This is a genomic window from Amycolatopsis sp. NPDC028719, assembly GCF_055565395.1.
The window spans coordinates 368,201-389,814 of the sequence record NZ_JBVHUL010000005.1 but is presented as its reverse complement, the minus strand read 5'-3'; the positions used below and the strand labels follow the sequence as shown (position 1 = coordinate 389,814).

Sequence of the window (21,614 nt, the reverse complement as noted above, 5' to 3'; positions counted from 1 at the left end):
CCTGAAACCACCGTTGCGAGAGCCGATGAGCGAAGAATCCGCCATGTTGACCGAGCAGGACCTCAAACTGGTCGACGCGCTGCAGGCGGCGCCGCGGGCGTCGTGGTCGACGGTGGGCCGCGCGCTGGGCCTGGGCGCGGTGACCGCCGCCCGGCACTGGGACGCGCTGGTCGAGCGCGGGGACGCGTGGCTCACCGCGTACGTCGGCGGGGAGCTGACCGCGCAGCTGGCGCTGGCCTTCGTCGAGATCGACTGCTCGCCAGGGGCCGCCTTGCGCGTGGCGTCGGCGCTGGCCGCGGACCCGCACGTGGTCACGGTCGAGTACGTCGCCGGGCCGTGCGACCTGCTCGCCCACGTCGTCGCGCCGACGGTGCGGGAGCTGGGCGCGCACGTGCTGGACCGGGTGGCGGCGGTGCCCGGAGTGGCGCGGGTGCGCACGGTGCTGTCGCCGCGGATGTTCACCGAGGGCAGTCGGTGGCGCGTGCGGGCGATTTCGCCGGGGCAGCGCGAGGCCCTCTCCCCGAAGCCGGCGAAGAACCGCGCGCCGCTGCGGTTCGACGACGCGGACCGGGCGCTGGTCCTCGCCCTCGGCGTCGACGCCCGGGCGTCGGCCGCGGCACTGGCGAACGAGCTCGGCGTCGGCGCGACGACTGTCCGGCGCCGGCTGGACGCCCTGCTGGGCCGGGGCGCGATCCGCGTCCGGTGCGAGATCGCGCGGTCGGCGTCGCCCGCGCCGGTCACGGTGACGCTGTGGCTGCGGGTGCCGCCGGACAAGCTGGAGACGACCGCGCGGTCGCTGGCGATGCTGCCGGAGGTGCGCATGTGCGCGGCGCTGACCGGGGCGGCGAACCTGATGCTGGTGGTGTGGCTGCCTTCGCAGCACGACACGGTGGCGCTGGAAGCGGTGCTGGCCGCGAAGCTGCCGTGGCTGGAGATCACCGGCCGGGCGGTGACGCTGCGGAACGTCAAGCTGATGGGCCGCCTGCTCGACGCGGCCGGGCGCGGGATCGGGCGCGTGCCGCTGGACTTCTGGGCCGCGGTCCCCGTGCCGGAGCACGGGGACCGCAGCGGGGGCCGGTCCGGGGGATGAGGGGGGTGAGGTGGAGGGAAGCATCCACCGGACCGGGGTCTTCGGGGGTTCCGGCCGGGTGACCTAGGGGTGGCCGGCGGGCCGGGAAGTCTGGGCGGATCTCGCGTGAGGGGAGCCGTGATTCGCGTGGCTGAGGGCGGAACTCGGGTGACTGGAGCCGGATCTCGCGTGGTTTGAGGCGGAACTCGCGTACCTGGAGAGTCGGCTCGCGTACCTGGACGGTCGGCTTGCGTACCTGGAGAGTCGGTTCGCGTGATCGGAGGGGGATCTTGCGTGATTGGGAGGGCATCTCGCGTGACTGGAGGGGCATCACGTGTGATTGGGAGGTCGGGGAGGAGTTCCGGCGCGGTGGACTCGGGGGGTGAGGTGGAGGGAAGCGTCCACCGGCCGGAACTCGCGGGGCGGGAAGGCGCCCGCCTGTTTCCTCCTTCGCTGACCCGGCGAAGCCGGATCGGGGTGGGGTGAGGAATCCCGGCCCGGGGGGACATGGGGGGGGTGAGGTGGAGGGAAGCGTCCACCCGGGCCGGGGCTCGGGGCGCGGGACGGGGGTCCCGCGGTACTTCGGGTGGTGCTACCGGCCCGGCGGACTGGGGGGGTGAGGTGGAGGGAAGTGTCCGCCGGGCCGGGTTCGTGGGGCGGGTCAGTACCCGCCGGTGGAGACCGTCGCGATGGCGGTGTCGGGCCGGCGCTGCGGGTCGACCCGGCAGCCGTCGGGTTCCATGGCGTACCAGGTGTCCCCCGCGCCGTGGCCGGTCGCCTCGCCGGGCGCGCCGTCCTGGGCGTAGGTGTAGACGGGCCAGCCGCCGACGGTCACCTGCCTGCTCCCGTCGGCGCGGGCGATCTGCCCGACGAGGCCGGTGTCGATGTCTTCGGCGACGGTACTGCGGCCGTTGACGAGAAGCGGTGGCCACGTCCGCGCGCACGCGGTGTCGCAAGTGGACTTCCCGGAACCTCTGCCGTCCCGGGTGAAGAGGTAGAGCGTGCGGCCGGCCTGGTCGGTCAGGACCGGGCCGAGGCCGCCGATGTCGGTGGTGCCGAGGGTGGTCGGCGCGGCAGGCCGGCTCGCGGCCGCCGCCTTCTCCCCCTCCGGCGTGATCGCCGCCCAGTCCGCGCCGACGTTCTGGCCGAGCGCGATACCGGCGCCGGTGTCCTTGGCGTAGCGGTAGACCGGCCGGCCGGCGACGGTCACCTGCCGGCGGCCGTCGGGCCGGGTGACCAGGCTGACGAGCTGAGCGTCCACCCCGGCGGCCAGGGCCGGGGAGTCGGAGACCAGCGGTGGCCACATTTCCGCGCAAGCGTCCACGCAGGCGACCTTCGGGGGCTGTGCGGTGTCCTGGGCGTAGCGGTAGAGCGTGTGGCCTTCGGCGTCGGCGAGGACCGCGCCGAGACCCTCCACAGTGGACGTTATCAGCTGGGCCTGACCGGCCCCGGAGTTCGCCTGAACCGTGCTCGCCGAGAGCTGCTGCGCGCCGAGCGACACCTGCCGGCCGGTCGTGGCGTACGGGTTGGTCCCGCAGGCCGCGACCAGCGCGACACCGGCGACGGCGGACAAGGCAGCGGCACCCGGACGAGCACGGTTCATCGGACGTTCTCCCTCCTGGCGTGGACTGACTGGTGCGGAAGGGCTATTCCGCGCAGGCCTTGCCGGAGTTGATGCAGTTGACCAGGCGGCCCATGATCTTCTTGCTCATCACGTTCGCGAAGTCGTCGTGGTCGGACCGCGGGTTGTGCTTTTCCTGGGCGAAGGCGTCCACTTTGTACTGGCCCTTCTGCTGGACGTCCTGCGGGACGTCGTAGACCAGGGTCACCTGCAGCTGGGGCACGTTCTTGAAGCCCTGCGGGCACTTGCCCTGCTGGTTCGCGAACACGATGTGCGTGCGGTGGTTCGCGCTGTCGGTGTTCTTGCCGTCCCAGCAGTTCGGGAAGGCGTGGATGCGCTCGACCTTGCTGCCCGCGGGGCAGATCGGGTAGAGGTCGGTCAGCCGGTCCTCGAACCCGGTGCAGGTCCAGCTGGGCCGGGCGTTGGCCGGGCCGTTGGTGCTCTGCTTGGCGTCACCGTAGAGGACGCGGAGGCCGAGCGGCATCGGGACGACGTTCCGGGCGCCGCCGCCGATGAACTTCAGCGTCGCGGACTCCGGCTCGATGATCTCGCCGTCGTTGTCGCCGACCTCTTCGTTCTCGCCTTCGGGCCCGCCGAGCTCTTCGGCCGGCGGTGCGGCGGCCGAGCTGCTCTGGTTGCCGTTCTGGCCGCCGTTGTCGTTCTGGCCGCCGTTCTGGCCGCCGTTCTGACCGCCGTTGTTCTGGCCGCCGTTCTGCCCGCCACGACGGCGGTCCTGGGCCTGCTGCTGGTCCTGCTGGCCCTGGTCGCCCTGCTGCTGGGCGCTCTGGTCACCGTTGCGGGTCGCGCCGCCACCGGTGTTCCGGCGCTTCTGCTCCTGCCCGTTCTGGTCCTGGGCGTTCGGGTCCTGCTGGTCCTGCTGGTCCTGCGCGTTCTGGTCCTGCTGGTCCTGGGCGTTCTGGCCCTGACCGGCGTCGTCGGCGGCCTGGGCGTCCTTGGCGCTCTGGTCCTGTTCGACGTCACCGGTCTTGCCCTGCTGGTTCTGCTGGGCCTGCTGGTTCTCGTTCTCGTTCGCCGCGTCGTCTTCGCGGTCGATGCGGATCACGGGCCAGAAGTAGGCCGACTGGTCACCGTTCTTGCAGGTGGTGTCGCCGGCGAGCAGGCTCTTGAGGCTCGAGTCGGCGTCGGTGGTCACGTTGCCGACGTAGTCGTGCAGGTGCTGCGCGCCGTTCTTGATCCCGGGCTGCGCGATGAAGTTGTCCGGGTTGTGGTGCGCGCCGTCCGCGTTCGTTCCACAGTCGACGGTGAAGGATCCTTGCGCACCCTTCTTCTGCAAGGCCGCGTTGACGTTGTTGCCGGCGGGAACCTTGTTGATGTCGATGAAGAACGACGGGTCCGCGGGGTCCGCGCTCGCTTCGCCCGTGCGGCCCGTGCTGACCGCGACGGCGAGTGCGCCGACGGCGATCGCCAGGCCGATCGCGCCCATGGCGATCTTCGTACGGCGGGCGACGCGATGCTTGCCCGTCACGGGGGACCGAGAATTCCGGGCCATAGACTAGTTCACCTCGTTCGTTATTCCGGGCACGCCGAATAGCGCGGCGGCCCGGGCAAGAACTACCGTTGGTTGAGGTCGAGATCGCACGGAACCCGCGGGGAGCTCTGGTTCCGGCTGTCGGGATGCATCGGGGGATGCATTGGGGGATACGGACGTGAGCGCGCCGAGGTTCAAAAGCGACCAGCCCGTTATCTGTTCGTTATCAAGCAGAACGCAACCGGACGCCATTCACCCAGGTCATCGCGGTGAGACCGGAAAAAGAACTTCCTGAACGACTCGCTCATATCCTGGACCACGGGTCAGCCGGGGCGGTGGTTCAGACCAGAACCGGACGCGCGGGCTGTGACACCGTAAGTGCTGACGCCACGACCCCGCGCCGGGCCGGGCCGCCTCCGATGCAGTGAATGACTCATTCCTTGCGTCCGGCGCCAGGAATGAGTCATTCACTGCGGCAGGGCGAGCCTGCGTGGCCGGGCCGGGGCGTACACGACTCAGGGAGGGAAAGAGTCAGCGCTGCACGACGACGAGAACGGTTCCGTCGTCGCCGCGGACCTCGAAGCGGGCGATCTGGTCCATCGGCAGCGAGACGGAACCCTGCAGCCGCAACGGCTCCGGGGAGCCGGGGATGCCGAATCCCTTGGGCGGCACCGACCACCCGGACACGACGCGGGCGTCGCCGGTCGTCGAGATGGCGAACAGCTGGCACTTCAGCGGCCCGACGATGCCGCGGAGCTCGAGGTCGACGCGGCTGCCCCACTCCACCGGGGACACCTTGATCACCGCGCTCACCGCGGACCCGCCGCTCCCGCTGCCGCGGCCGTAGGTCTGGCCGCCGCCCGGCTCGCTCGACGTGCCGGTGGACGGGGCCGGGACACTCGTCGCCAGGACGCTCGTCGCCGGCGGTGGCTGCTTCGTACCCGGGGCCGAGAGCGACGCGGGCGGGACCGCGTCGGCCGGCCGGACCGCGAGGGTCACCAGCGGGCCGGCCACGACGAGCGCGGCGGCCGCGGCGCCGGCGATGATCCCGAGCCGCTTGCGGCGGCGGCGCTTCACCGAGGCCTCTTCCATCAGGCCGCGCAGCACGCGGGGCCCGGGCGCCAGGGTGCGCGGGCCGGGCGCCGGCAGCGGCGGCTCCGGCCAGCTGCGCTTCACCAGGTCGAGCACGTCCGGCAGCTGGTAGAGCTCGATGAGGTCGAGCTGGCAGTGCGGGCAGTTCATGAGGTGGGCTTCGAACTGGGTGCTCTCGGCCTCACTGAGGACGCCGAGCACGTACGCGGCGACGTCGGTGTGTGCGGACCCGGCCACCTTCCGATCACCCCCGCTCACGCAAGGCCCGGCGCAGCGCGCGGACGGCGTGGTGGATGCGGGACTTGATGGTGCCCGGGGGCACGCCGAGGGTCGCCGCCACCTCGTTCACGGTGCGATCGCGCAGGTAGGTCTGCTGGATCGCCTCCCGCTGCTCGGGCGAAAGGCCCTGCAGCGCCTCGTAGACGATCATGGCGGCGAGCGTCCGGTCCGACTCGTCGGACACCGTGATCGCGTCGGACTCGATCTCCTCGAGCTCCTGGGGACGGACGCTCCGGCTGCGCCAGCCGTCGATGACGATGCGGCGGGCGACCGTGAACAGCCACGCGCGCAGCATCTCCGGCTGGCGGTCGAGCTTGTCCGCGTTCCGCCACGCCTTGATCAGGGTCTCCTGCACGACGTCTTCGGCCCACTGCCGGTCGTGGCCGGTCAGCCGGAGCGCGAACGCCATGAGGGACCCGCCGAACTCCTGGTAGAGCGCCTTCGCCAGATCGTCATGGGCGTCGTTGGGCTCGACGACGACTTCCTGATCTTCGACGGATCTCAGCGCTCGAGTGTGCCGTCCCACGCCGGACATCCTGGTGGGCCGGACGGCGTACGTCTAGTACCAAATGCCGCAACCCGGGGGCCAAAACTTTTTTGAACCGTTTCCCGACCGTGTCCGTATCCCCTACCGAAGACCCCCGACAACGCGTTGTCCCCCGCAACGCTCCGCATTCACTCCGGACCGAATGTCCACAGTGGATCTTTCGCGCGCATTTTCGCCTCACCCCAGGCTACTGCGCGTAGTCATGCCCACGGAGGAGCAGTGATACGCATTCCCCGAACGGTGGTCCCCTCCGCCGTGTGCCTCACCGCACTCGCCCTGCTCACCGCCTGTACCGCCGGCGCGGCCACGACCTCGTCCGGTTACGGTGGCGCCGGTATGCAGCAGATGCCCGGTATGCAGGCCCCGTTGACCCTCGCGATGCCGCAGCCCATCACCGCGAACCCCAACGACCCGATGAAGAGCCAGATCAGGGCCGCGAAGACGTTCGACCTCGGTCTTCTCCTCGTCGACGGAACCGGATACACGATCTACCGCTACGACCGGGACACGACCGACCCGTCCCGGTCGAACTGCAACGACGCGTGCGCGGCCAAGTGGATCCCGGTCAAGACCGGCGGCCCCGCGCCGATCGACGTCGACCAGTCGCTGATCGGCCAGATCACCCGTGACGACGGCACCCAGCAGCTCACCCTGGCCGGCTGGCCGCTGTACCACTTCACCGGCGACAGCGAACCGGCCGACACGTCCGGCCAGGGCGCCGACCAGGCCTGGTACCCGATCGCGCCGGACGGCAAGAAGATCACGCTGACGCAGGACGAGTGGAGGACCAATGCTTTCGGCATCTGAGTACGCCGGGCTGGAGTTCGCCCCTCCGTCCCCGCTCGAGCGTTCCCGCCCGGTGGTCCGGGTCCTGTTCGTGCTGGTCGCGGTGCTGACGCTGCTCGCGTCGGTGTCGCCGGCGTCGATCGCCCAGACGACCGCGGTCTCGCCCGAAGACGCCGTGCTGCTGACCAAGGTCCGCCAGGCCGGGCTCTGGGAGATGCCCTCCGGCATGATGGCGATGCAGAAGGGCAGCCCGAAGGTCCAGGCGATCGGCTTCGCGATCATGATGGACCACGGCCGCCTCGACGTCGCGACCCGCGCGTTGTCGGCGAAGCTCAACTCGCCGGTGCCGGACCAGCCCTCGGACGAACAACGCGGCTGGCTGCTCGAAGAGATGAACGCGCCCCCCGGGCCGTCGTTCGACAGCGTCTTCGCCAACCGCCTGCGCGCCGCGCACGGCCAGGTGTTCGCCGTCCTCGCGCAGCTGCGCGCCGGCACCCGCAACGAGGACGTGCGGGCGTTCGCGACCGTCGGCAACCAGGCCGTCCTGCGGCACATGACGATGCTCGAGAGCAGCGGCATGGTCGACTACACCGCACTCCCCGCGCCGGCCGTCTCCACCACGGCCGCGCCCATCGGGCAGCCGCTCGGCCTCGACTCGTCCCAGATCGCCGTGGTGGCGGCGCTGTTCCTCCTGGTCGGCGGCGGCCTCTTCTACGTGCTGCGCCAGATCAAGGGCAACCGCGGCCGCGCCCGGGCGTCCCGCCGGCCGGCCACCGTGAGAACCGGGGGTAGCCATGGTTGAGACCTGGCACGACGCGACGCTCTTCCTCACCCAGCAGTTCCAGCCGAAGACCGACCCGGCGGCCCGCGGCCTCGCGGCCTTCGCGGCCCGGGCGTCCTACGCGGCGATGATGCTGACGCTCACCTGGGGCGTGCTCACCGCCACCGGCTGGGTGCGCTCGGTCACCGGCCGCAAGGCGCTGCGCAGCTCCCACATGGTGCTGGCCACCGGCACGCTGATCTTCGGCGGCATCCACGCGCTGGGCTTCTTCTACCTGACGGTCCAGCCCTACAGCCTGCAGTACCTGTTCCTCCCCTTCCTGTCGGGCCAGGAGACCCGGCACAGCATCGGCATCGTCGGCTTCGAGGTCATGCTGGCCATCGCGCTCACCGCGGGCCTGCAGCGGTTCACCTCCTACCGCCGCTGGCTGTGGCTGCACCGCTGCGCCTACCCGGCCGTCGCGCTGACCGCGCTGCACGCGTGGTTCGGCTCGATCGCCAACGGCCACCTCGCGGTCGTCTGGCTGGGCGGCATCACGCTGCTCATCCCGGCGGTCACGACGTCGCTGCTGCGGTTCATGCCCGCGCGGACCCTCGAACGCATCGGACTCGTGGAAGAGCAGGTGGCCTGACATGCCCTTCCGACTGCCCGGTGGCGGCCCCCGGATCAGCGTCGACAACGACCGGTGCGAGCTCTACGGCATCTGCGCCATGGAGGCGCCGGACGTGTTCGACCTCGGCCAGGACGGCCGCCTGCGCTTCCACACGCGGCTGCTGGACGAAACGACCATGGAACAGGCGAAGATGGCGGCCCGCTGCTGCCCGATGCAGGCGGTCGTGATGAGAGGAGAGCTCGATGGCTGACGGCGACCGGATCGTCATCGTCGGCGCGGGTGTCGCCGGGTTGCGCGCCGCCGAACGGCTGCGCGAGCAGAACTTCGACGGCGAGATCGTCCTCATCGGCGACGAAGCCCGGCGGCCCTACCACCGGCCGATGGTCTCCAAGGCACTGGTGATGGGGACCGAACGGCCCAGCGACGTGGGCCTTTCGCACTACCTGCCGGACCTCGACGTGCACTGGCGCCTCGGCGCGCGGGTCACGCACCTGGACACCACCGAGCGGGTCGTGCACCTGCCCGGCGGCGAATCCCTCTGGTACGACGGCCTGATCGCCGCGACCGGCGTCTACCCGCGGCACCTGCCCGGGGCGCCGCGGCACGACCCGCGCGTGCGGATCCTGCGCACGGTCGAGGACTCGATGGCGGTGCGGCGCTGCCTCAACGCCAGCAAGAAGCCGGCCGTCGTGATCGGCGCCGGCCTGATCGGCAACGAGTTCGCCGCGAGCATGCGGCACATCGGCCGGGACGTCACGCTCATCGGGCACGCGAAGGCCCCACTGCACCGCTTCGGCGACCGCGTCTCGAGCGGCATCGTCGAAGCGCACCACGAGCACCGCGCGAAACTCGCGATGAAGAGCGAAGTGCGGCACTGGATCAGCACCAAGGACACCGTCGGTCTGCACCTGACGAACAACCAGCTGCTGGTCGCCAGCGTCGTCGTGCTCGCCATCGGCAGCGTCCCGTCGGTCGACTGGATGCGCGGCTCCGGCCTCGACATCAGCGACGGCGTGCTCTGCGACTCGAAGCTGTTCGCCGAGGGCGCCTCCGACGTCGTCATCGCCGGCGACATCGCGCGCTGGCCCAACCTGCGGTTCGACGAGACCCCGCGGCGGGTCGAGCACTGGATCAACGCCGTCGAGTCGGCCCGGCACGCGGCGGACAACCTGCTGATGGGCCAGTCCAGCGCGAAGCCGTTCACCCCGCTCCCCCGGGCCTGGTCGACGCTGTACGACACGCGGCTGCAGATGTGCGGGATGCCCAGCCTGGCCGAGGACACCGTGACGCTGGCGGACGGCATCACCGGCTTCATCCGCGACGGCCGGCTCGTCGGCATCTCCTCGTGGGACAAGCCGCGGGCGATGCTCGACTGGATGGCCGAGCTCGACCGCCGGCTGCCCGCACCCGACTACGTGCCGGAGCCGGAGCCCGCTCCCGCCCCCGAGGTGGCGGAGGTCCCGACGGTCGAACCGTCGCCGGCCGCGCTGGCGGCCGACGTGCCGCCGGAGTTCGACAGCGGTTTCGACCACCAGGCCTTCGAGCGCGAGTTCGAGAGCGAGTTCGCCAACGACATCCCCACGACGGCGTTCCCCGCGCTGGCGGCCCCGCCCACCACGGCGTTCGCCGCGCAGCCCGGCGCGGCGGCGCCGCCGACCATGGCCATCCCGATCGGGAGGTAGCAGAAGCCGGGACGTGGCTGCGCGCGGCGGCCATCGTCCCTCGCCGGTCACCACACCCCCTCCGCGGCTGGGCGGTGTGGTGACCGGCCCCCAACGTCCCTCTGCCCGCCTCGCGTCCGTAGTGGAACGAGCGCCCGGCGGGCCGGAAGAGGGCCATCCCGAGGGAACCCGACACCCCCGGGGTGGCCTTCTTCCGGCGCACCGGGCGGGGGTCCGGGGTCGAGCGTCACGGCGGTTCCGCCGTCGCGGCGTGCACGTCCGGGCCGGCCGTTCCGGCGGAAGGGTATGCCGCCGGAACGGCCGGCCCGGTCGAAAAGTCGGGTCGGGGTTGCACCGGTGCGGGCCGTCTCGAGGGAACGGGAACCCTCGAGACGGCCTTCACCTCGTCCGGACCCCTTGGGACACCTTCGATTCGGCCACGACGAGCACGCCGAGGACGAGGACCGCGATCCCGACCACCCGCAGGCCGGCGTCCGCGCTCGCGACGAAGGCCGTGGCGACGTCGTGCGCGCTTCGCGTCCTGGCCAGTGCTTCGGCCACCGTGTGCGCGCCGCGAGCCTCGGGCGGGAGCGCGGCGGCGAACTTCGCGGTCATGACCGTCCCGATGACGGCGACGCCGAGCGCGCTGCCGAACTCCCGGGTGGTGGCCTGCAGCCCGGTGCCGACGCCCGCCCGGTCCGGCGGCAATGAACCGGCGATGACGCCCGACAGCGTCGGCAGTGCGAGTGTCACACCGATCCCCGTCACCACCAGCCAGGCGGCGTAACCCGCGTACGGCGTCTCCGCGTCGCTCGTGGACAGTCCGAGCAGGCCGCCGCCGACGAACGCGAAGGCCAGCGCGACGGTGGTGTCGAGGCCGATCCGCCGCGCCAGCGGGCCGGCGTGGCGGCCGCCGAGGATGATCGGGACGGTCAGCGGGATGATCCCCAGCCCGGTGCCGAGGACGCCGAATCCCTTGGCGTACTGCAGGAACGACGCGTTGACGTAGAACAGCGCGAACATGCCGAAGAAGATCGCCGTCATCCCGAGGCAGGCGCTGCGCAGGCCCGCGTTCCGGAACAGCCGCGGGTCCAGCAGCGGGTGCCCGGCCCGGAGTTCGACGAACGTCCACGCGGCGAACAGCACGGCGGCGCCGGCGAACCCGGTCACGACGACCGCGCTCCCCCAGCCCGCTTCCGGACCCTGGACGATCCCCACGAGCAGGGCGACCGACGCGCCGACGAGCAGTACCGCGGCGAGCGGGTCGAGCCGGCGGTCGTGGCGCGACGACACCGGCGCGGTGCGCGCCACCAGGGCCGCGGCGACCAGGGCGAGCGGCCCGGCAGCGGCGAACAGCCAGCGCCACGACCCCGCGGTCAGGACCAGCCCGCCGCCGGCGTTGCCGAGGACGCCGCCGATGCCGGTCATCGACGCCCAGGTCGCGACGGTCGCGGCCTTCTTCTCCGGCGGCACGGCGTGGAGCAGGACGGCGAGCGAGTTGGGCAGCACGGCGGCGGCGCCGACCCCGGTGAGCGCCCGGCCGGCGAGCAGCAGGACGACGTCCGGGGCCACCGCCGACAGCAGCGCGCCGGCGGCGAACAGCCCGAGCCCGGCCAGCAGGACGCCCTTGCGGCCGAACCGGTCGCCCACCGCACCGCCTGGGATCACCAGGCAGGCGAACACGATGACGTACGTGTCGACGATCCAGACCAGCGTGGACGCGGACGGGTGCAGTGGGCTCGCCGCGAGCATCGGGACGGCGAGGTTGACCGCCGCGACCATGCCGACGACGAGCACGACGCAGGCGCACATGAGCGTGAGCAGGCCGCTTCGTTTCTCGAGGTGCATGTGCCTGACGGTAGAAACCGCCAGGTGCTGCACGCCACGCAACTTCGGCAAGGCAGCCTTGCGTACAGTGCAACCATGGACCTGAACCTGCTGCGCGTGTTCGACGCGCTGTTGCGGGAGGGCAGCGTCACGGCCGCGGCCGAACGCCTGAACCTGTCCATCCCGGCCACGAGCCGCGCGCTCGGCCGGCTGCGGCGGGCGATGAACGACCCGATCCTGGTCCGCGCGGGCCGCGGGATGGCCCCGACGCCGTTCGCGCTGCGCACCGCCCCGCGCGTGCGGTCGCTGCTGGAGGAGGCGTCGGCGCTGATCAGCACCGAGGTGGCGATCGCCGACCTCGAGCGGACGTTCACGATCCGCATCAACGACGGCGTGGCGGCGACCCTGGCCACGGCGGCGGCCGAAGCGACGGCTGCCACCGCCCCCGGCGTCACGCTCCGCTTCGTCGCGGAGGGCACCGAAAGCGCCGAGGCGCTCCGCGACGGCTCGATCGACCTGGACATCGGCGTGGGCGAGCACGCGGCCCCGGACATCCACAGCGCCGTGCTGTACCGCGAACGCCTGGTCGCGGCGGTGCGCGCGGACAGCCCGCTGGGCAGGCACCGCCGTCCGACGCTGGCGCAGCTGTGCCGCCATCCGCACGTATCGGCGTCCCGGCGGGGCCGGGCGCGCGGGCCGCTGGACGAAGTCCTCGCCGCGGCGGGCCTGCAGCGGCGGGTGGCCGCGGTGGTGCCGACGTCCGCGGTGGCCGCGCTGGTGGTCTCGTCGAGCGACTACGTGGGGCTGCTCCCGCAGCGCCTGGCCGAGCAGCACGGCCCGGCGCTGGGACTCCGGTGGTTCCCGGTCCCGGCGGAGCTGCCGGAGGTGGAGGTGCGCCTGTCCTGGCACGCGCGGCTGGCCGCGGACCCGGCCCAGCGCTGGCTGCGCGACACGATCACCGACGCGCTCCGCTGACCGCGCCACCGCTTCCGGCGTCTTGAATGAGTCATTCAAGACGTTTCGGGAGCCGCCGAAGCGTCCCGCGGGGACGGTCCGGTGTGGGACGATCGGTCCCGTGACCAGCACTGCCGCCACGGCTCAGTACCTGCGCGACCTCGCGCTGCTGCGCCGGGTCCGGGACCGGATCGACCGGGAGTACGCCCAGCCGCTCGACGTCGAAGCGCTCGCGCGCGGGGTCGGCATGTCCGCCGGGCACCTCAGCCGGCAGTTCCGCAAGGCCTACGGAGAGTCACCGTATTCGTACCTGATGACGCGGCGGATCGAGCGGGCGATGGCGCTGCTGCGCAAGGGCGAGCTGAGCGTCACCGAGGTCTGCTTCACCGTCGGTTTCTCGTCGCTGGGCACCTTCAGCACCCGGTTCGCCGAGCTGGTGGGCGTGCCGCCGAGCGTCTACCGCGAGGAGCAGGCGGCGGCCACCGTCGGGATGCCGCCGTGCGTGGCCAAGCAGGTCACCAGACCGATCAGGAATCGAGAAGCGCGGCCCTCGGCGGCCACCTAGGGTGACGGCCATGGACGTCACCATTCACTCGAGCTTCCTCCCCCACACCGACCCGGAAGCGTCCCTCGCCTTCTACCGCGACCTGCTCGGCTTCGAGGTCCGCCAGAACGTCAAGTACGGCGAGATGAGCTGGATCACCGTCGGCCCGCCGAACCAGCCCGACACGGCGATCGTGCTGTCGCCGGTGGCCGCGACGCCCGGCCTCACCGACGACGAGCGCCGCATGATCGCCGAGATGATGGCCAAGGGCACCTACGCTTCGGTCAACCTCGCCACCAAGGACCTCGACGCGCTCTTCGCCAAGCTCGAGGCGGGCAACGCCGAGGTCGTCCAGGAGCCGGTCGAGCAGCCCTACGGCATCCGCGACTGCTCCTTCCGCGACCCCGCCGGCAACCTCCTGCGCATCCAAGAGCTGCGCTGAAGGGAACCCGCATGTGCCTCGGCCTGACCGTCGCCGCCCGCGAGCACTTCCGTGAGCTGACGTTGCTGCGGCGCGTCCGCGACCACATCGACCGAAATCCCACGCGCCCCCTCGACCTCGAGGCCCTGGCGCACCTGGCGGACCTGCCGGCGCCCCAGTTCGTGGACCGTTTCCGGCTGGCGTACGGGCTTTCCCCGCACGCCTACCAGCGGGCCGCCCAAGCGGTGCGGGCCGGCCGTACGCTCACCACCCACTTAGTGCTGGAGACCCGATGACCAAGCCCACGAGGAAGTCCGCGCCGCACGTCGCCGACAGCCACGACCTGATCCGCGTCCACGGCGCGCGCGTGAACAACCTCAAGGACGTCCATGTCGAGCTGCCGAAGCGGCGCCTGACGGTGTTCACCGGGGTCTCCGGTTCCGGCAAGAGCTCGCTGGTGTTCAGCACGATCGCCGCGGAGTCGCAGCGGCTGATCAACGAGACGTACAGCACCTTCGTGCAGGGGTTCATGCCGACGCTGGCCCGCCCCGACGTCGACGTCCTCGACGGGATCACCACGGCGATCATCGTGGACCAGGAGCGGATGGGCGCCAACCCGCACTCCACGGTCGGCACCGCCACCGACGCCAACGCGATGCTGCGGATCCTCTTCAGCCGGCTCGGGCAGCCGCACATCGGCTCGCCGCAGGCGTTCTCGTTCAACGTCGCCTCGATCAGCGGCGCGGGCGCCGTCACCATCGAGAAGGCCGGGCGGCAGGTCAAGGAGCGGCGCAGCTTCAGCATCACCGGGGGCATGTGCCCGCGCTGCGAGGGCCGCGGCAAGGTCAACGACATCGACCTGACCGCGCTGTTCGACGAGGACAAGTCGCTCAACGAAGGCGCGATCACGATCCCCGGCTACAGCATGGAGGGCTGGTACGGCCGCATCTTCCGCGGCTCCGGCTTCTTCGACCCGGACAAGCCGATCAAGAAGTACACCAAGAAGCAGTTCAACGACCTGGTGTACAAGGAACCGACCAAGATCAAGGTCGAGGGCATCAACCTGACGTACTCGGGGCTGGTCCCGGCGATCCAGAAGTCGATGCTGTCCAAGGACGTCGACTCGATGCAGCCGCACATCCGCGCGTTCGTCGAGCGGGCCGTCACGTTCACCACGTGCCCGGACTGCGCCGGCACGCGGCTGTCCGAAGAGGCCCGGTCGTCGAAGATCGACGGGATCAGCATCGCCGACGCGTGCGCGATGCAGATCAGCGACCTGGCCGGCTGGGTGGGGAAGCTCGCCGAACCGTCCGTCGCGCCGCTGCTGGACGCGCTGCGGCGCACCCTCGACTCGTTCGTCGAGATCGGGCTCGGCTACCTCTCGCTCGACCGGCCGTCGGGCACGCTCTCGGGCGGGGAAGCCCAGCGCACCAAGATGATCCGCCACCTCGGGTCGTCGCTCACCGACGTCACCTACGTCTTCGACGAGCCGACGATCGGGCTGCACCCGCACGACATCCGGCGCATGAACGAGCTCCTGCTGCAGCTGCGCGACAAGGGCAACACGGTGCTGGTCGTCGAGCACAAGCCGGAGGCGATCGCGATCGCCGACCACGTCGTCGACCTCGGGCCGCGCGCCGGCGCCGAGGGCGGCGAGATCGTCTTCGAGGGCACTGTGGACGGTCTGCGGAAGAGCAAGACGCTCACCGGGCGGCACCTGGACGACCGCGCGTCGCTGAAGTCGTCCGTGCGGTCGCCGTCGGGCTTCCTGGAGGTGCGCGGCGCCTCTACGCACAACCTCCAGGACGTCGACGTCGACGTCCCGCTCGGCGTGCTGACCGTCGTGACCGGGGTGGCCGGCTCGGGCAAGAGCTCGCTGATCCACGGCTCGGTGTCCGGCGGTGAGGGGGTGGTGACGGTCGACCAGACCGGGATCCGCGGCTCGCGCCGGAGCAACCCGGCGACGTACACGGGGCTGCTGGAGCCGATCCGCAAGGCGTTCGCCAAGGCCAACGGCGTCAAGCCGGCGCTGTTCAGCGCGAACTCCGAAGGCGCGTGCCCGAACTGCAACGGCGCAGGCGTGGTCTACACCGACCTGGGGATCATGGCCGGCACCGCGACGCCGTGCGAGGTCTGCGAGGGCAAGCGGTTCCTGGCCGAGGTGCTCGACTACCAGTTCGGCGGCCGGGACATCAGCGAGGTGCTGACGATGTCGGTGGCGCAGGCGCTCGAGTTCTTCGCGGGCGGCGACGCGGCCCTCCCGGCGGCGCACAAGATCCTGACGCACCTGTCCGACGTCGGCCTGGGGTACCTGACGCTCGGCCAGCCGCTCACGACGCTGTCCGGCGGCGAGCGGCAGCGCATCAAGCTGGCGACGCACATGGCGGAGAAGGGCGGGGTCTACGTCCTCGACGAGCCGACGGCCGGCCTGCACCTGGCCGACGTCGAGCAGCTGCTGGGCCTGCTGGACCGGCTGGTGGACGCGGGCAAGTCGGTGATCGTGATCGAGCACCACCAGGCGGTGATGGCCCACGCGGACTGGATCATCGACCTCGGCCCGGGCGCCGGCCACGACGGCGGCCGCGTGGTGTTCGAAGGCACACCCGCCGAACTGGTCGCTTCGCGGTCCACAGTGACCGGTGAACACCTCGCCGAGTACGTCGGCTGATCGTTACGGGCCCCTATACCAGATTCGGGGGTGGGGCAGGCCCCCGGAATGTGCCGGGGGCACTCCGGGTTTCCCGGGCCGACCCCTACCCGGAAGACTAGGGACGGTGACCACCACCGAGAACCCCGTCAGCACCGGTAGCGACTTCGCCCGGCTGAGCCAACGCATCTCCGCCGCCGGCCTGATGGTGCGCCGTCCCGGCTACTACACCGCCCGGTTCGCCGTCGTGGGCGGCTTGTTCGCCGCCGGGTGGGTCGCCTTCGCCCTGCTCGGGAACTCGTGGTGGCAGCTCGCCGTCGCCGCATTCCAGGCCGTCATGTTCGCGCAGATCGCGCTGCTCTCGCACGACCTCGCGCACAAGCAGGTCTTCCGCCGCCGGCGGCCCACCGAGATCGCCGGGATGCTCGTCGGCAACCTCGGCATCGGGATGAGCTACGGCTGGTGGATGGACAAGCACACCCGCCACCACGCCAACCCGAACCACGAGGAGCTCGACCCCGACGTCGACCCGGACATCTTCGTGTGGTCGAAGGGCCAGGCCCGGGAAGCGAGCGGCGCCGCCCGGTTCATCGGGCGCTACCAGGCGTTCCTGTTCTTCCCGATGCTGACGCTCGAAGGCCTCAACCTGCACGTGTCGGGAATCCGCGCGGTGTGCAAGCCGGGCCTGCGCCGCCGCTGGGTGGAAGCCGCGTTGCTCGCCACGCACGTCGTCGTCTACCTCGGCGCGCTGATCACCGTGCTCTCCCCCGGCATGGCGATCCTGTTCTTCGTGGTCCACCAGGCACTCTGGGGCATCTACATGGGATCGATCTTCGCGCCCAACCACAAGGGCATGCCGACGCTGACCGGGCAGCCCGAGCTCGACTTCCTCCGCAAGCAGGTGCTGACCTCCCGCAACGTCCGCGGCGGCGCCGTGATCGATGTCGCCCTCGGCGGCCTCAACTACCAGATCGAGCACCACCTGTTCCCGAGCATGCCGTCGCGGCACCTGCGGCTGGCGCAGCCGATCGTCGAGGGCTACTGCGCCGAGCTGGGCGTCCCCTACCTGCAGACGAGCCTGGTCGAGTCCTACCGCCAGGCCCTCACCCACCTGCACGAAGCTGGGGCCCCTCTCAGGAACCGTTCGTAGACTCGGAGTATGAGGAAGACGATCGCGGCCCTGCGGGACCTGCCGGCGGCGTTCGGCGCGAAGGCCGCCGGCGCCCGGGCCGAGCGGGTCCGCACCTCGCCGCAGTTCGACGGCAAGGTGTTCCGCAACGTGGCGCCCCGGCACCCGATGACGGCGGCGGCGATGCGGACGATCTTCCGCGAGATGTTCTTCGGCGAGCACCGCGAGCTGCGCAAGCCCGCCGGCGCGGTGCCGCTGGTGGCGTCGGAGCCGGTGCTGTCGGCCGACGGCCTGCACGTGACGTGGTACGGCCACGCGTCGGCGCTGGTCGAGCTGGACGGCGCCCGCGTGCTGCTCGATCCGGTCTGGAGCGACCGGGTGTCGCCCGCGGCGTTCGCGGGCCCGCGGCGGCTGCACGAGCCCCCGGTGACGCTGGCCGGGGTCGGCCGGGTCGACGCGGTGGTGATCTCGCACGACCACTACGACCACCTGGACCTGGCGACGGTCCGCGCCCTGGTCGCGTCGTCCGAGGCGCCCTTCCTGGTGCCGCTCGGGGTGGGCGCGCACCTCGAACGCTGGCGCGTCCCGGCGTCGCGCATCATCGAGCTGGACTGGCACGAAGAGGCCACGGTGGCCGGCGTACGCTTCGTCGCGACGCCGGCCCAGCACTTCTCCGGCCGGGGCATCACGAACGACGACACGCTGTGGACGTCGTGGTCGCTGCTGGGGCCGGCGCACCGCGTCTTCTACAGCGGCGACACGGGATATTTCGACGGTTTCGCCGCGATCGGCGAGCAGCACGGCCCGTTCGACGCGGCCTTGATCCAGGTCGGCGCGTACGCCCCGCACTGGCCGGACATCCACATGACCCCGGAGGAAGGCGTCGCGGCGGGCCTCGACGTCCGGGCGAAGCTGCTGATCCCGGTCCACTGGGCGACGTTCCAGCTGGCCATGCACCCGTGGGGCGAGCCGGCGGACCGGGTGTGGCGGGAGGCGAAGGCGGCGGACCTGGCGCTGGCGATCCCCCGCCCGGGCGAGCGCATCGACGTGACGGAGCCGCCCCCGGTCGACGGCTGGTGGCAGGCGCTGTGAAGCTGAAGCTGGACCTCCACGACATCTACAACCGCGGCGGGGAGATCGACCGGGCGCTCAAGGGGATCATCGACGAGGCCGTCGCGAAGAAGGCACCGCTCGTCGAGATCATCCCCGGCAAGGGTTCAGGCCAGCTGAAGAAGCACGTCCTGCGGTTCCTCGAGCGCAAGGACGTCAAAGCGCTCTACCACCGGATCGAGAAGGACAAGGACAACTTCGGCCGGGTGTTCGTGCACTTCCGCTGGAAGTGAAGGCGAGTCACCGCCCGGCTTCGTCGGCATCGGGTGGCGCGACGGTCGCGAGCTCCCACGCCTGGCGGAACGCGCTGACGGTCAGCCAGGCCAGCCGGGCGTTGACGGAGAAGAGCTGGCGCACCGAGCCGAGGGTGTCGAAGGACGTGTCTCCCCCGGTGCGGCCACGGTCGAGATCCGCCGGAGCGAAGCCGGCGCCGAACACTTCGAGCACGGTGGCCAGGTAGTAGAGGTACCCGAGCGTCTCCAGCCGCAACCGGTGCAACGAGGCCGGCTCCGCCGCGTGGCCGGCGGCTGCAGGTGGCTGCCGCACCGCGCGCAGCAACACGGCCGGGTCGGCGACGGCGTGCGCGTCGACGTGCCGGACCAGTTCACTCGCGGCGACGTCGTCGTAGGTGCCGTGTGCGACGACCGTGCGCAGCGCGCCGAGCTTGTTCCTCAGGTCCCCGGCGACCATCCGGTGCGCGACGTCAGGGAGTGAGCCGCTTTCGCGGATCATCTCCCGCGTCACCCGGATCAGTTCCCGGGGCAGTCCGCCCGCCAGGCAGTGGGCCAAGCAGGTGAAGGGCTCCGGCAGGCCGAGGACGCGGTTGCTCAACATCTCTTTCGCTTCGCCGAGGGTCAGGTACTCCAGCCGGAGGATGACGTCGAACGTGCTGTCGAACGCGTCCCGGACCGGGAGCCCGCGCCGCTCGAAGGACGCGAGGGCGTCTTCCGACACCGACACGAGCAGCAGGAATCCCGGCACGCCCACGTCGACGAGCGCCTTGATCTCGTTGACGAAGTCCTGGGCGGCTTCCGGTGTGGCGATCTTGTCGAGCTCGTCGAGGATGATCACCACCGAGGGGGTCGCGACGCCGGGCTCTCGCTCGACACACGCGACGGTCGCCCGGAGGAACTCGCCGAAATCGCGAACGATCTGCGGGTACGTGCGGGGTTGCCGGGTCACCTCCCGCGAACCGCTGAGTCCCACTTCGGCACCGGCGAGGACACCGACCTTCCCCGACCAGCCCGCCGTGTGCTTCTGCTGGAACTCGATCTCCTCGAGCCGGTCCACCGCCAGGCGCCGCAGCGCGGGCAGGTCTTCCGGCGGTGTTTCCCCCGGTCCGCCTGCGCGGCTCGGTGCGGGAGCGGGAGGACCGGCCGGCCGGTGGCGCACCGCCACGGCGAGCAGACCGCCCACCCCGAACAACGACACCACGGGCCACCAGAGCGACGTGAGCCACGTCCTGATGTCGACCTTCGGGTCGCGCAACGACAGGGAGCCGGCCAGTCCCAGGACGAGCCACGAGGCCACGATCGCGGCGAACGGCCACCACCGCCGCAGCCGGGCGCGCCAGACCGGCCGGAAGGCCGACTGCCCGGCATCGCCACCTCCGGGTCCGTCGCAGAACTTGATGACCGCGCCGCACATGCGGGCGTACAGGTACAGGACGAACTCGCGCATGTCGTAGCGCACCGGCACGCTCTCGAGCAACGCGATGTGCGCGTCGCGGAAGTCCTGGAGCTTGCCGTCCCGGAACGCCTCGAGCCAGGTCGACTTGCCGGCGCCCCGCGGTCCCGCCACGCCGACCGCGCCACCGCTCAGGCCGGCCAGCACCATCTCCAGCCGCTGGCCGGCCGCGGTCTTGCGAGCGATCGGCTGGTCCGCGCGCATACGGCCGAGCGCGCGGGGGTCGTAGCTTGGCAGCACCGTGCTGAAGGGCGGGTGGCGCGCCTCGTTGGTGTGGTGCACGACCAGCTGCCGGACGGGTCCCTCGGCTGCTTTCCGCCACGCGCTCATGGCCTCTTCGCATTTCTTCGCCAGCCGGTCTTCCTGCTGTTTCCACCCGCGGCTGCCGACACGGCTCACGTCCCGCGACAGCCACCGGGGCAGTCGTGCGCTCAGCACCAGCGGACCCCCGAGCACCATCGTCAGCAGGGCCAGCACATCGGCCGACGACCAACTCACCCAATCCGGCCCCGGCACCGGCACCACTCCGGTCAGCACGAGAGCCGCGAGAACCATCGCGACTGCGGTGACGCGGACTTCCCGGCCGACGACCGGGGTCGGGATGCGATGCGCTTTCAGCTCCGGTCGAGCGGGCTCGTTGGTGGCCGCGTAAGCGCCGAAAGCCAGCACGAGGATGCCCACGCCCGCGACGATCCAGACTCCCTTCGACAGCACCGGGCCCGCGAACTCCTCGAAAGCCGTCCAGTACCGCCACAGCATCAGCAGGTACACCGTGACGAAGCCGGTGACCAACGGCCATCCCGCGCCACCGCGGGCCGGTACGCCGGTGAGCCTGCGACCCGCCCGCTCGACGGCCACGTAAATCGGGCGGAGCAGGGCGAAGCCGACGACCACGACGGCCACGGACACCCAGAAGTGGCCGGTGGGGCTCAAGGGCGCCTGGAGGAACTGCCAGAAGGCCACCGGACCGAGCACGCCGAGCGCGAGCGCGGCGCCGAGCGCCGCATGTGCCCTCTTGTCCCGGAGATCCGGCGGACCGGCCGGGGGTACGGGCGGGTGCCGGTGGGCCGACAGGGCTTGACGAGCGTCCTCGAGCGCGGCGGTCTCGCTCTTCACCTCACTGAGCAAAGCCGGCCAGTCGCCCGTCACCCTGGTGATCACGTCCGGGCGCAGCTCGCCGAGGTCGATCTCCGGACGTTTCCGGTCGAGCCGGCGCTCGAGGTCGTCGAGCACCTCGCCGGCCAGCTTGCCCAGCTCGTCGACGAGATCCTTCGGGGCCCTGCTGTCCGGGTTCCCGTGGTCACTCCGGGAACCGGAGCCGGTCTGTGGCGAAGCGGTCACGGAGCGGGATGGTAACG

20 protein-coding genes are annotated in these 21,614 nt (G+C 71.3%); 14 read left to right on the top strand and 6 right to left on the bottom strand.

The features are described 5' to 3' along the window. Nucleotides 1-25: 25 nt before the first annotated feature. A complete protein-coding gene (locus ACZ4TR_RS25135; RefSeq protein ID WP_465289274.1) occupies nucleotides 26-1,090 on the top strand; it encodes an Lrp/AsnC family transcriptional regulator in 1,065 nt (354 codons plus the stop codon). Nucleotides 1,091-1,730: 640 nt separating this feature from the next. On the opposite strand, the gene ACZ4TR_RS25130 is transcribed toward ACZ4TR_RS25135, so the two are convergent. The 4 genes from ACZ4TR_RS25130 to ACZ4TR_RS25115 form a co-directional block, all read right to left on the bottom strand. Further along, nucleotides 1,731-2,672: an SCO0930 family lipoprotein gene (locus ACZ4TR_RS25130; protein WP_465289273.1), complete on the bottom strand. Its 942-nt coding sequence runs from the start codon at nucleotides 2,670-2,672 to the stop codon at nucleotides 1,731-1,733. A gap of 43 nt (nucleotides 2,673-2,715) precedes the next feature. Continuing rightward, nucleotides 2,716-4,200 (bottom strand): DUF1996 domain-containing protein, encoded by a 1,485-nt coding sequence (locus ACZ4TR_RS25125; RefSeq protein ID WP_465289272.1) that lies wholly within the window; start codon nucleotides 4,198-4,200, stop codon nucleotides 2,716-2,718. A gap of 510 nt (nucleotides 4,201-4,710) precedes the next feature. Continuing rightward, nucleotides 4,711-5,508 (bottom strand): zf-HC2 domain-containing protein, encoded by a 798-nt coding sequence (locus ACZ4TR_RS25120; protein WP_465289271.1) that lies wholly within the window; start codon nucleotides 5,506-5,508, stop codon nucleotides 4,711-4,713. A gap of 7 nt (nucleotides 5,509-5,515) precedes the next feature. Then, nucleotides 5,516-6,076 carry a sigma-70 family RNA polymerase sigma factor gene (locus ACZ4TR_RS25115; RefSeq protein WP_364522406.1) on the bottom strand — a complete coding sequence of 187 codons (561 nt, stop codon included), beginning with the start codon at nucleotides 6,074-6,076 and terminating at the stop codon, nucleotides 5,516-5,518. Between the two features lie 261 nt (nucleotides 6,077-6,337). Here ACZ4TR_RS25115 and ACZ4TR_RS25110 point away from each other — a divergent pair, with 261 nt between their 5' ends. The 5 genes from ACZ4TR_RS25110 to ACZ4TR_RS25090 are packed head-to-tail and all read left to right on the top strand — an operon-like array spanning nucleotide 6,338 to nucleotide 9,959. Beyond that, nucleotides 6,338-6,904 (top strand): hypothetical protein, encoded by a 567-nt coding sequence (locus ACZ4TR_RS25110; protein WP_465289270.1) that lies wholly within the window; start codon nucleotides 6,338-6,340, stop codon nucleotides 6,902-6,904. Beyond that, complete coding sequence (locus ACZ4TR_RS25105) at nucleotides 6,888-7,685, top strand: DUF4142 domain-containing protein (RefSeq protein ID WP_465289269.1); 798 nt, start codon at nucleotides 6,888-6,890, stop codon at nucleotides 7,683-7,685. The genes ACZ4TR_RS25110 and ACZ4TR_RS25105 overlap by 17 nt, the downstream gene beginning before the upstream one ends. Beyond that, complete coding sequence (locus tag ACZ4TR_RS25100; protein WP_364522400.1) at nucleotides 7,678-8,295, top strand: ferric reductase-like transmembrane domain-containing protein; 618 nt, start codon at nucleotides 7,678-7,680, stop codon at nucleotides 8,293-8,295. The genes ACZ4TR_RS25105 and ACZ4TR_RS25100 overlap by 8 nt, the downstream gene beginning before the upstream one ends. Nucleotide 8,296: 1 nt before the next feature. Continuing rightward, the gene (locus ACZ4TR_RS25095; RefSeq protein WP_257922546.1) at nucleotides 8,297-8,527 is read left to right on the top strand and encodes a ferredoxin; all 231 of its coding nucleotides are present in this window, start codon (nucleotides 8,297-8,299) and stop codon (nucleotides 8,525-8,527) included. Further along, nucleotides 8,520-9,959, top strand: a complete 1,440-nt coding sequence (locus tag ACZ4TR_RS25090) for an NAD(P)/FAD-dependent oxidoreductase (RefSeq protein WP_364522398.1) — start codon at nucleotides 8,520-8,522, stop codon at nucleotides 9,957-9,959. Before ACZ4TR_RS25095 ends, ACZ4TR_RS25090 begins: the two co-directional genes overlap by 8 nt. Before the next feature lie 378 nt (nucleotides 9,960-10,337). Here the strand turns inward: ACZ4TR_RS25090 and ACZ4TR_RS25085 are convergent, their stop codons facing one another. Next, entirely contained in the window at nucleotides 10,338-11,750 is a 1,413-nt protein-coding gene (locus tag ACZ4TR_RS25085; protein WP_465289754.1) for an MFS transporter, read from the bottom strand. A gap of 111 nt (nucleotides 11,751-11,861) precedes the next feature. Here ACZ4TR_RS25085 and ACZ4TR_RS25080 point away from each other — a divergent pair, with 111 nt between their 5' ends. The 8 genes from ACZ4TR_RS25080 (at nucleotide 11,862) to ACZ4TR_RS25045 (ending at nucleotide 18,803) form a co-directional block, all read left to right on the top strand. Beyond that, nucleotides 11,862-12,740 carry a LysR family transcriptional regulator gene (locus ACZ4TR_RS25080; RefSeq protein WP_465289268.1) on the top strand — a complete coding sequence of 293 codons (879 nt, stop codon included), beginning with the start codon at nucleotides 11,862-11,864 and terminating at the stop codon, nucleotides 12,738-12,740. A 100-nt stretch (nucleotides 12,741-12,840) separates the two neighbouring features. Further along, a complete protein-coding gene (locus tag ACZ4TR_RS25075; RefSeq protein ID WP_465289267.1) occupies nucleotides 12,841-13,284 on the top strand; it encodes a helix-turn-helix transcriptional regulator in 444 nt (147 codons plus the stop codon). A gap of 10 nt (nucleotides 13,285-13,294) precedes the next feature. Beyond that, nucleotides 13,295-13,705 (top strand): VOC family protein, encoded by a 411-nt coding sequence (locus ACZ4TR_RS25070; RefSeq protein WP_465289266.1) that lies wholly within the window; start codon nucleotides 13,295-13,297, stop codon nucleotides 13,703-13,705. Nucleotides 13,706-13,716: 11 nt separating this feature from the next. After that, the gene (locus tag ACZ4TR_RS25065; RefSeq protein WP_465289265.1) at nucleotides 13,717-13,980 is read left to right on the top strand and encodes an AraC family transcriptional regulator; all 264 of its coding nucleotides are present in this window, start codon (nucleotides 13,717-13,719) and stop codon (nucleotides 13,978-13,980) included. Further along, nucleotides 13,977-16,352, top strand: a complete 2,376-nt coding sequence (locus ACZ4TR_RS25060; protein WP_465289264.1) for an ATP-binding cassette domain-containing protein — start codon at nucleotides 13,977-13,979, stop codon at nucleotides 16,350-16,352. The genes ACZ4TR_RS25065 and ACZ4TR_RS25060 overlap by 4 nt, the downstream gene beginning before the upstream one ends. A 106-nt stretch (nucleotides 16,353-16,458) precedes the next feature. Further along, the gene (locus ACZ4TR_RS25055) at nucleotides 16,459-17,481 is read left to right on the top strand and encodes a fatty acid desaturase family protein (protein WP_465289263.1); all 1,023 of its coding nucleotides are present in this window, start codon (nucleotides 16,459-16,461) and stop codon (nucleotides 17,479-17,481) included. 9 nt (nucleotides 17,482-17,490) lie between these two features. Further along, entirely contained in the window at nucleotides 17,491-18,552 is a 1,062-nt protein-coding gene (locus ACZ4TR_RS25050; protein ID WP_465289262.1) for an MBL fold metallo-hydrolase, read from the top strand. Continuing rightward, on the top strand, nucleotides 18,549-18,803 hold the full coding sequence (locus tag ACZ4TR_RS25045; RefSeq protein ID WP_364522382.1) for a Smr/MutS family protein: 255 nt from the start codon (nucleotides 18,549-18,551) through the stop codon (nucleotides 18,801-18,803). Before ACZ4TR_RS25050 ends, ACZ4TR_RS25045 begins: the two co-directional genes overlap by 4 nt. 7 nt (nucleotides 18,804-18,810) lie before the next feature. Here ACZ4TR_RS25045 and ACZ4TR_RS25040 read toward each other — a convergent pair whose 3' ends face one another. Beyond that, nucleotides 18,811-21,597, bottom strand: a complete 2,787-nt coding sequence (locus ACZ4TR_RS25040; RefSeq protein ID WP_465289261.1) for a transcriptional regulator — start codon at nucleotides 21,595-21,597, stop codon at nucleotides 18,811-18,813. Between the last annotated feature and the right edge of the window lie 17 nt (nucleotides 21,598-21,614).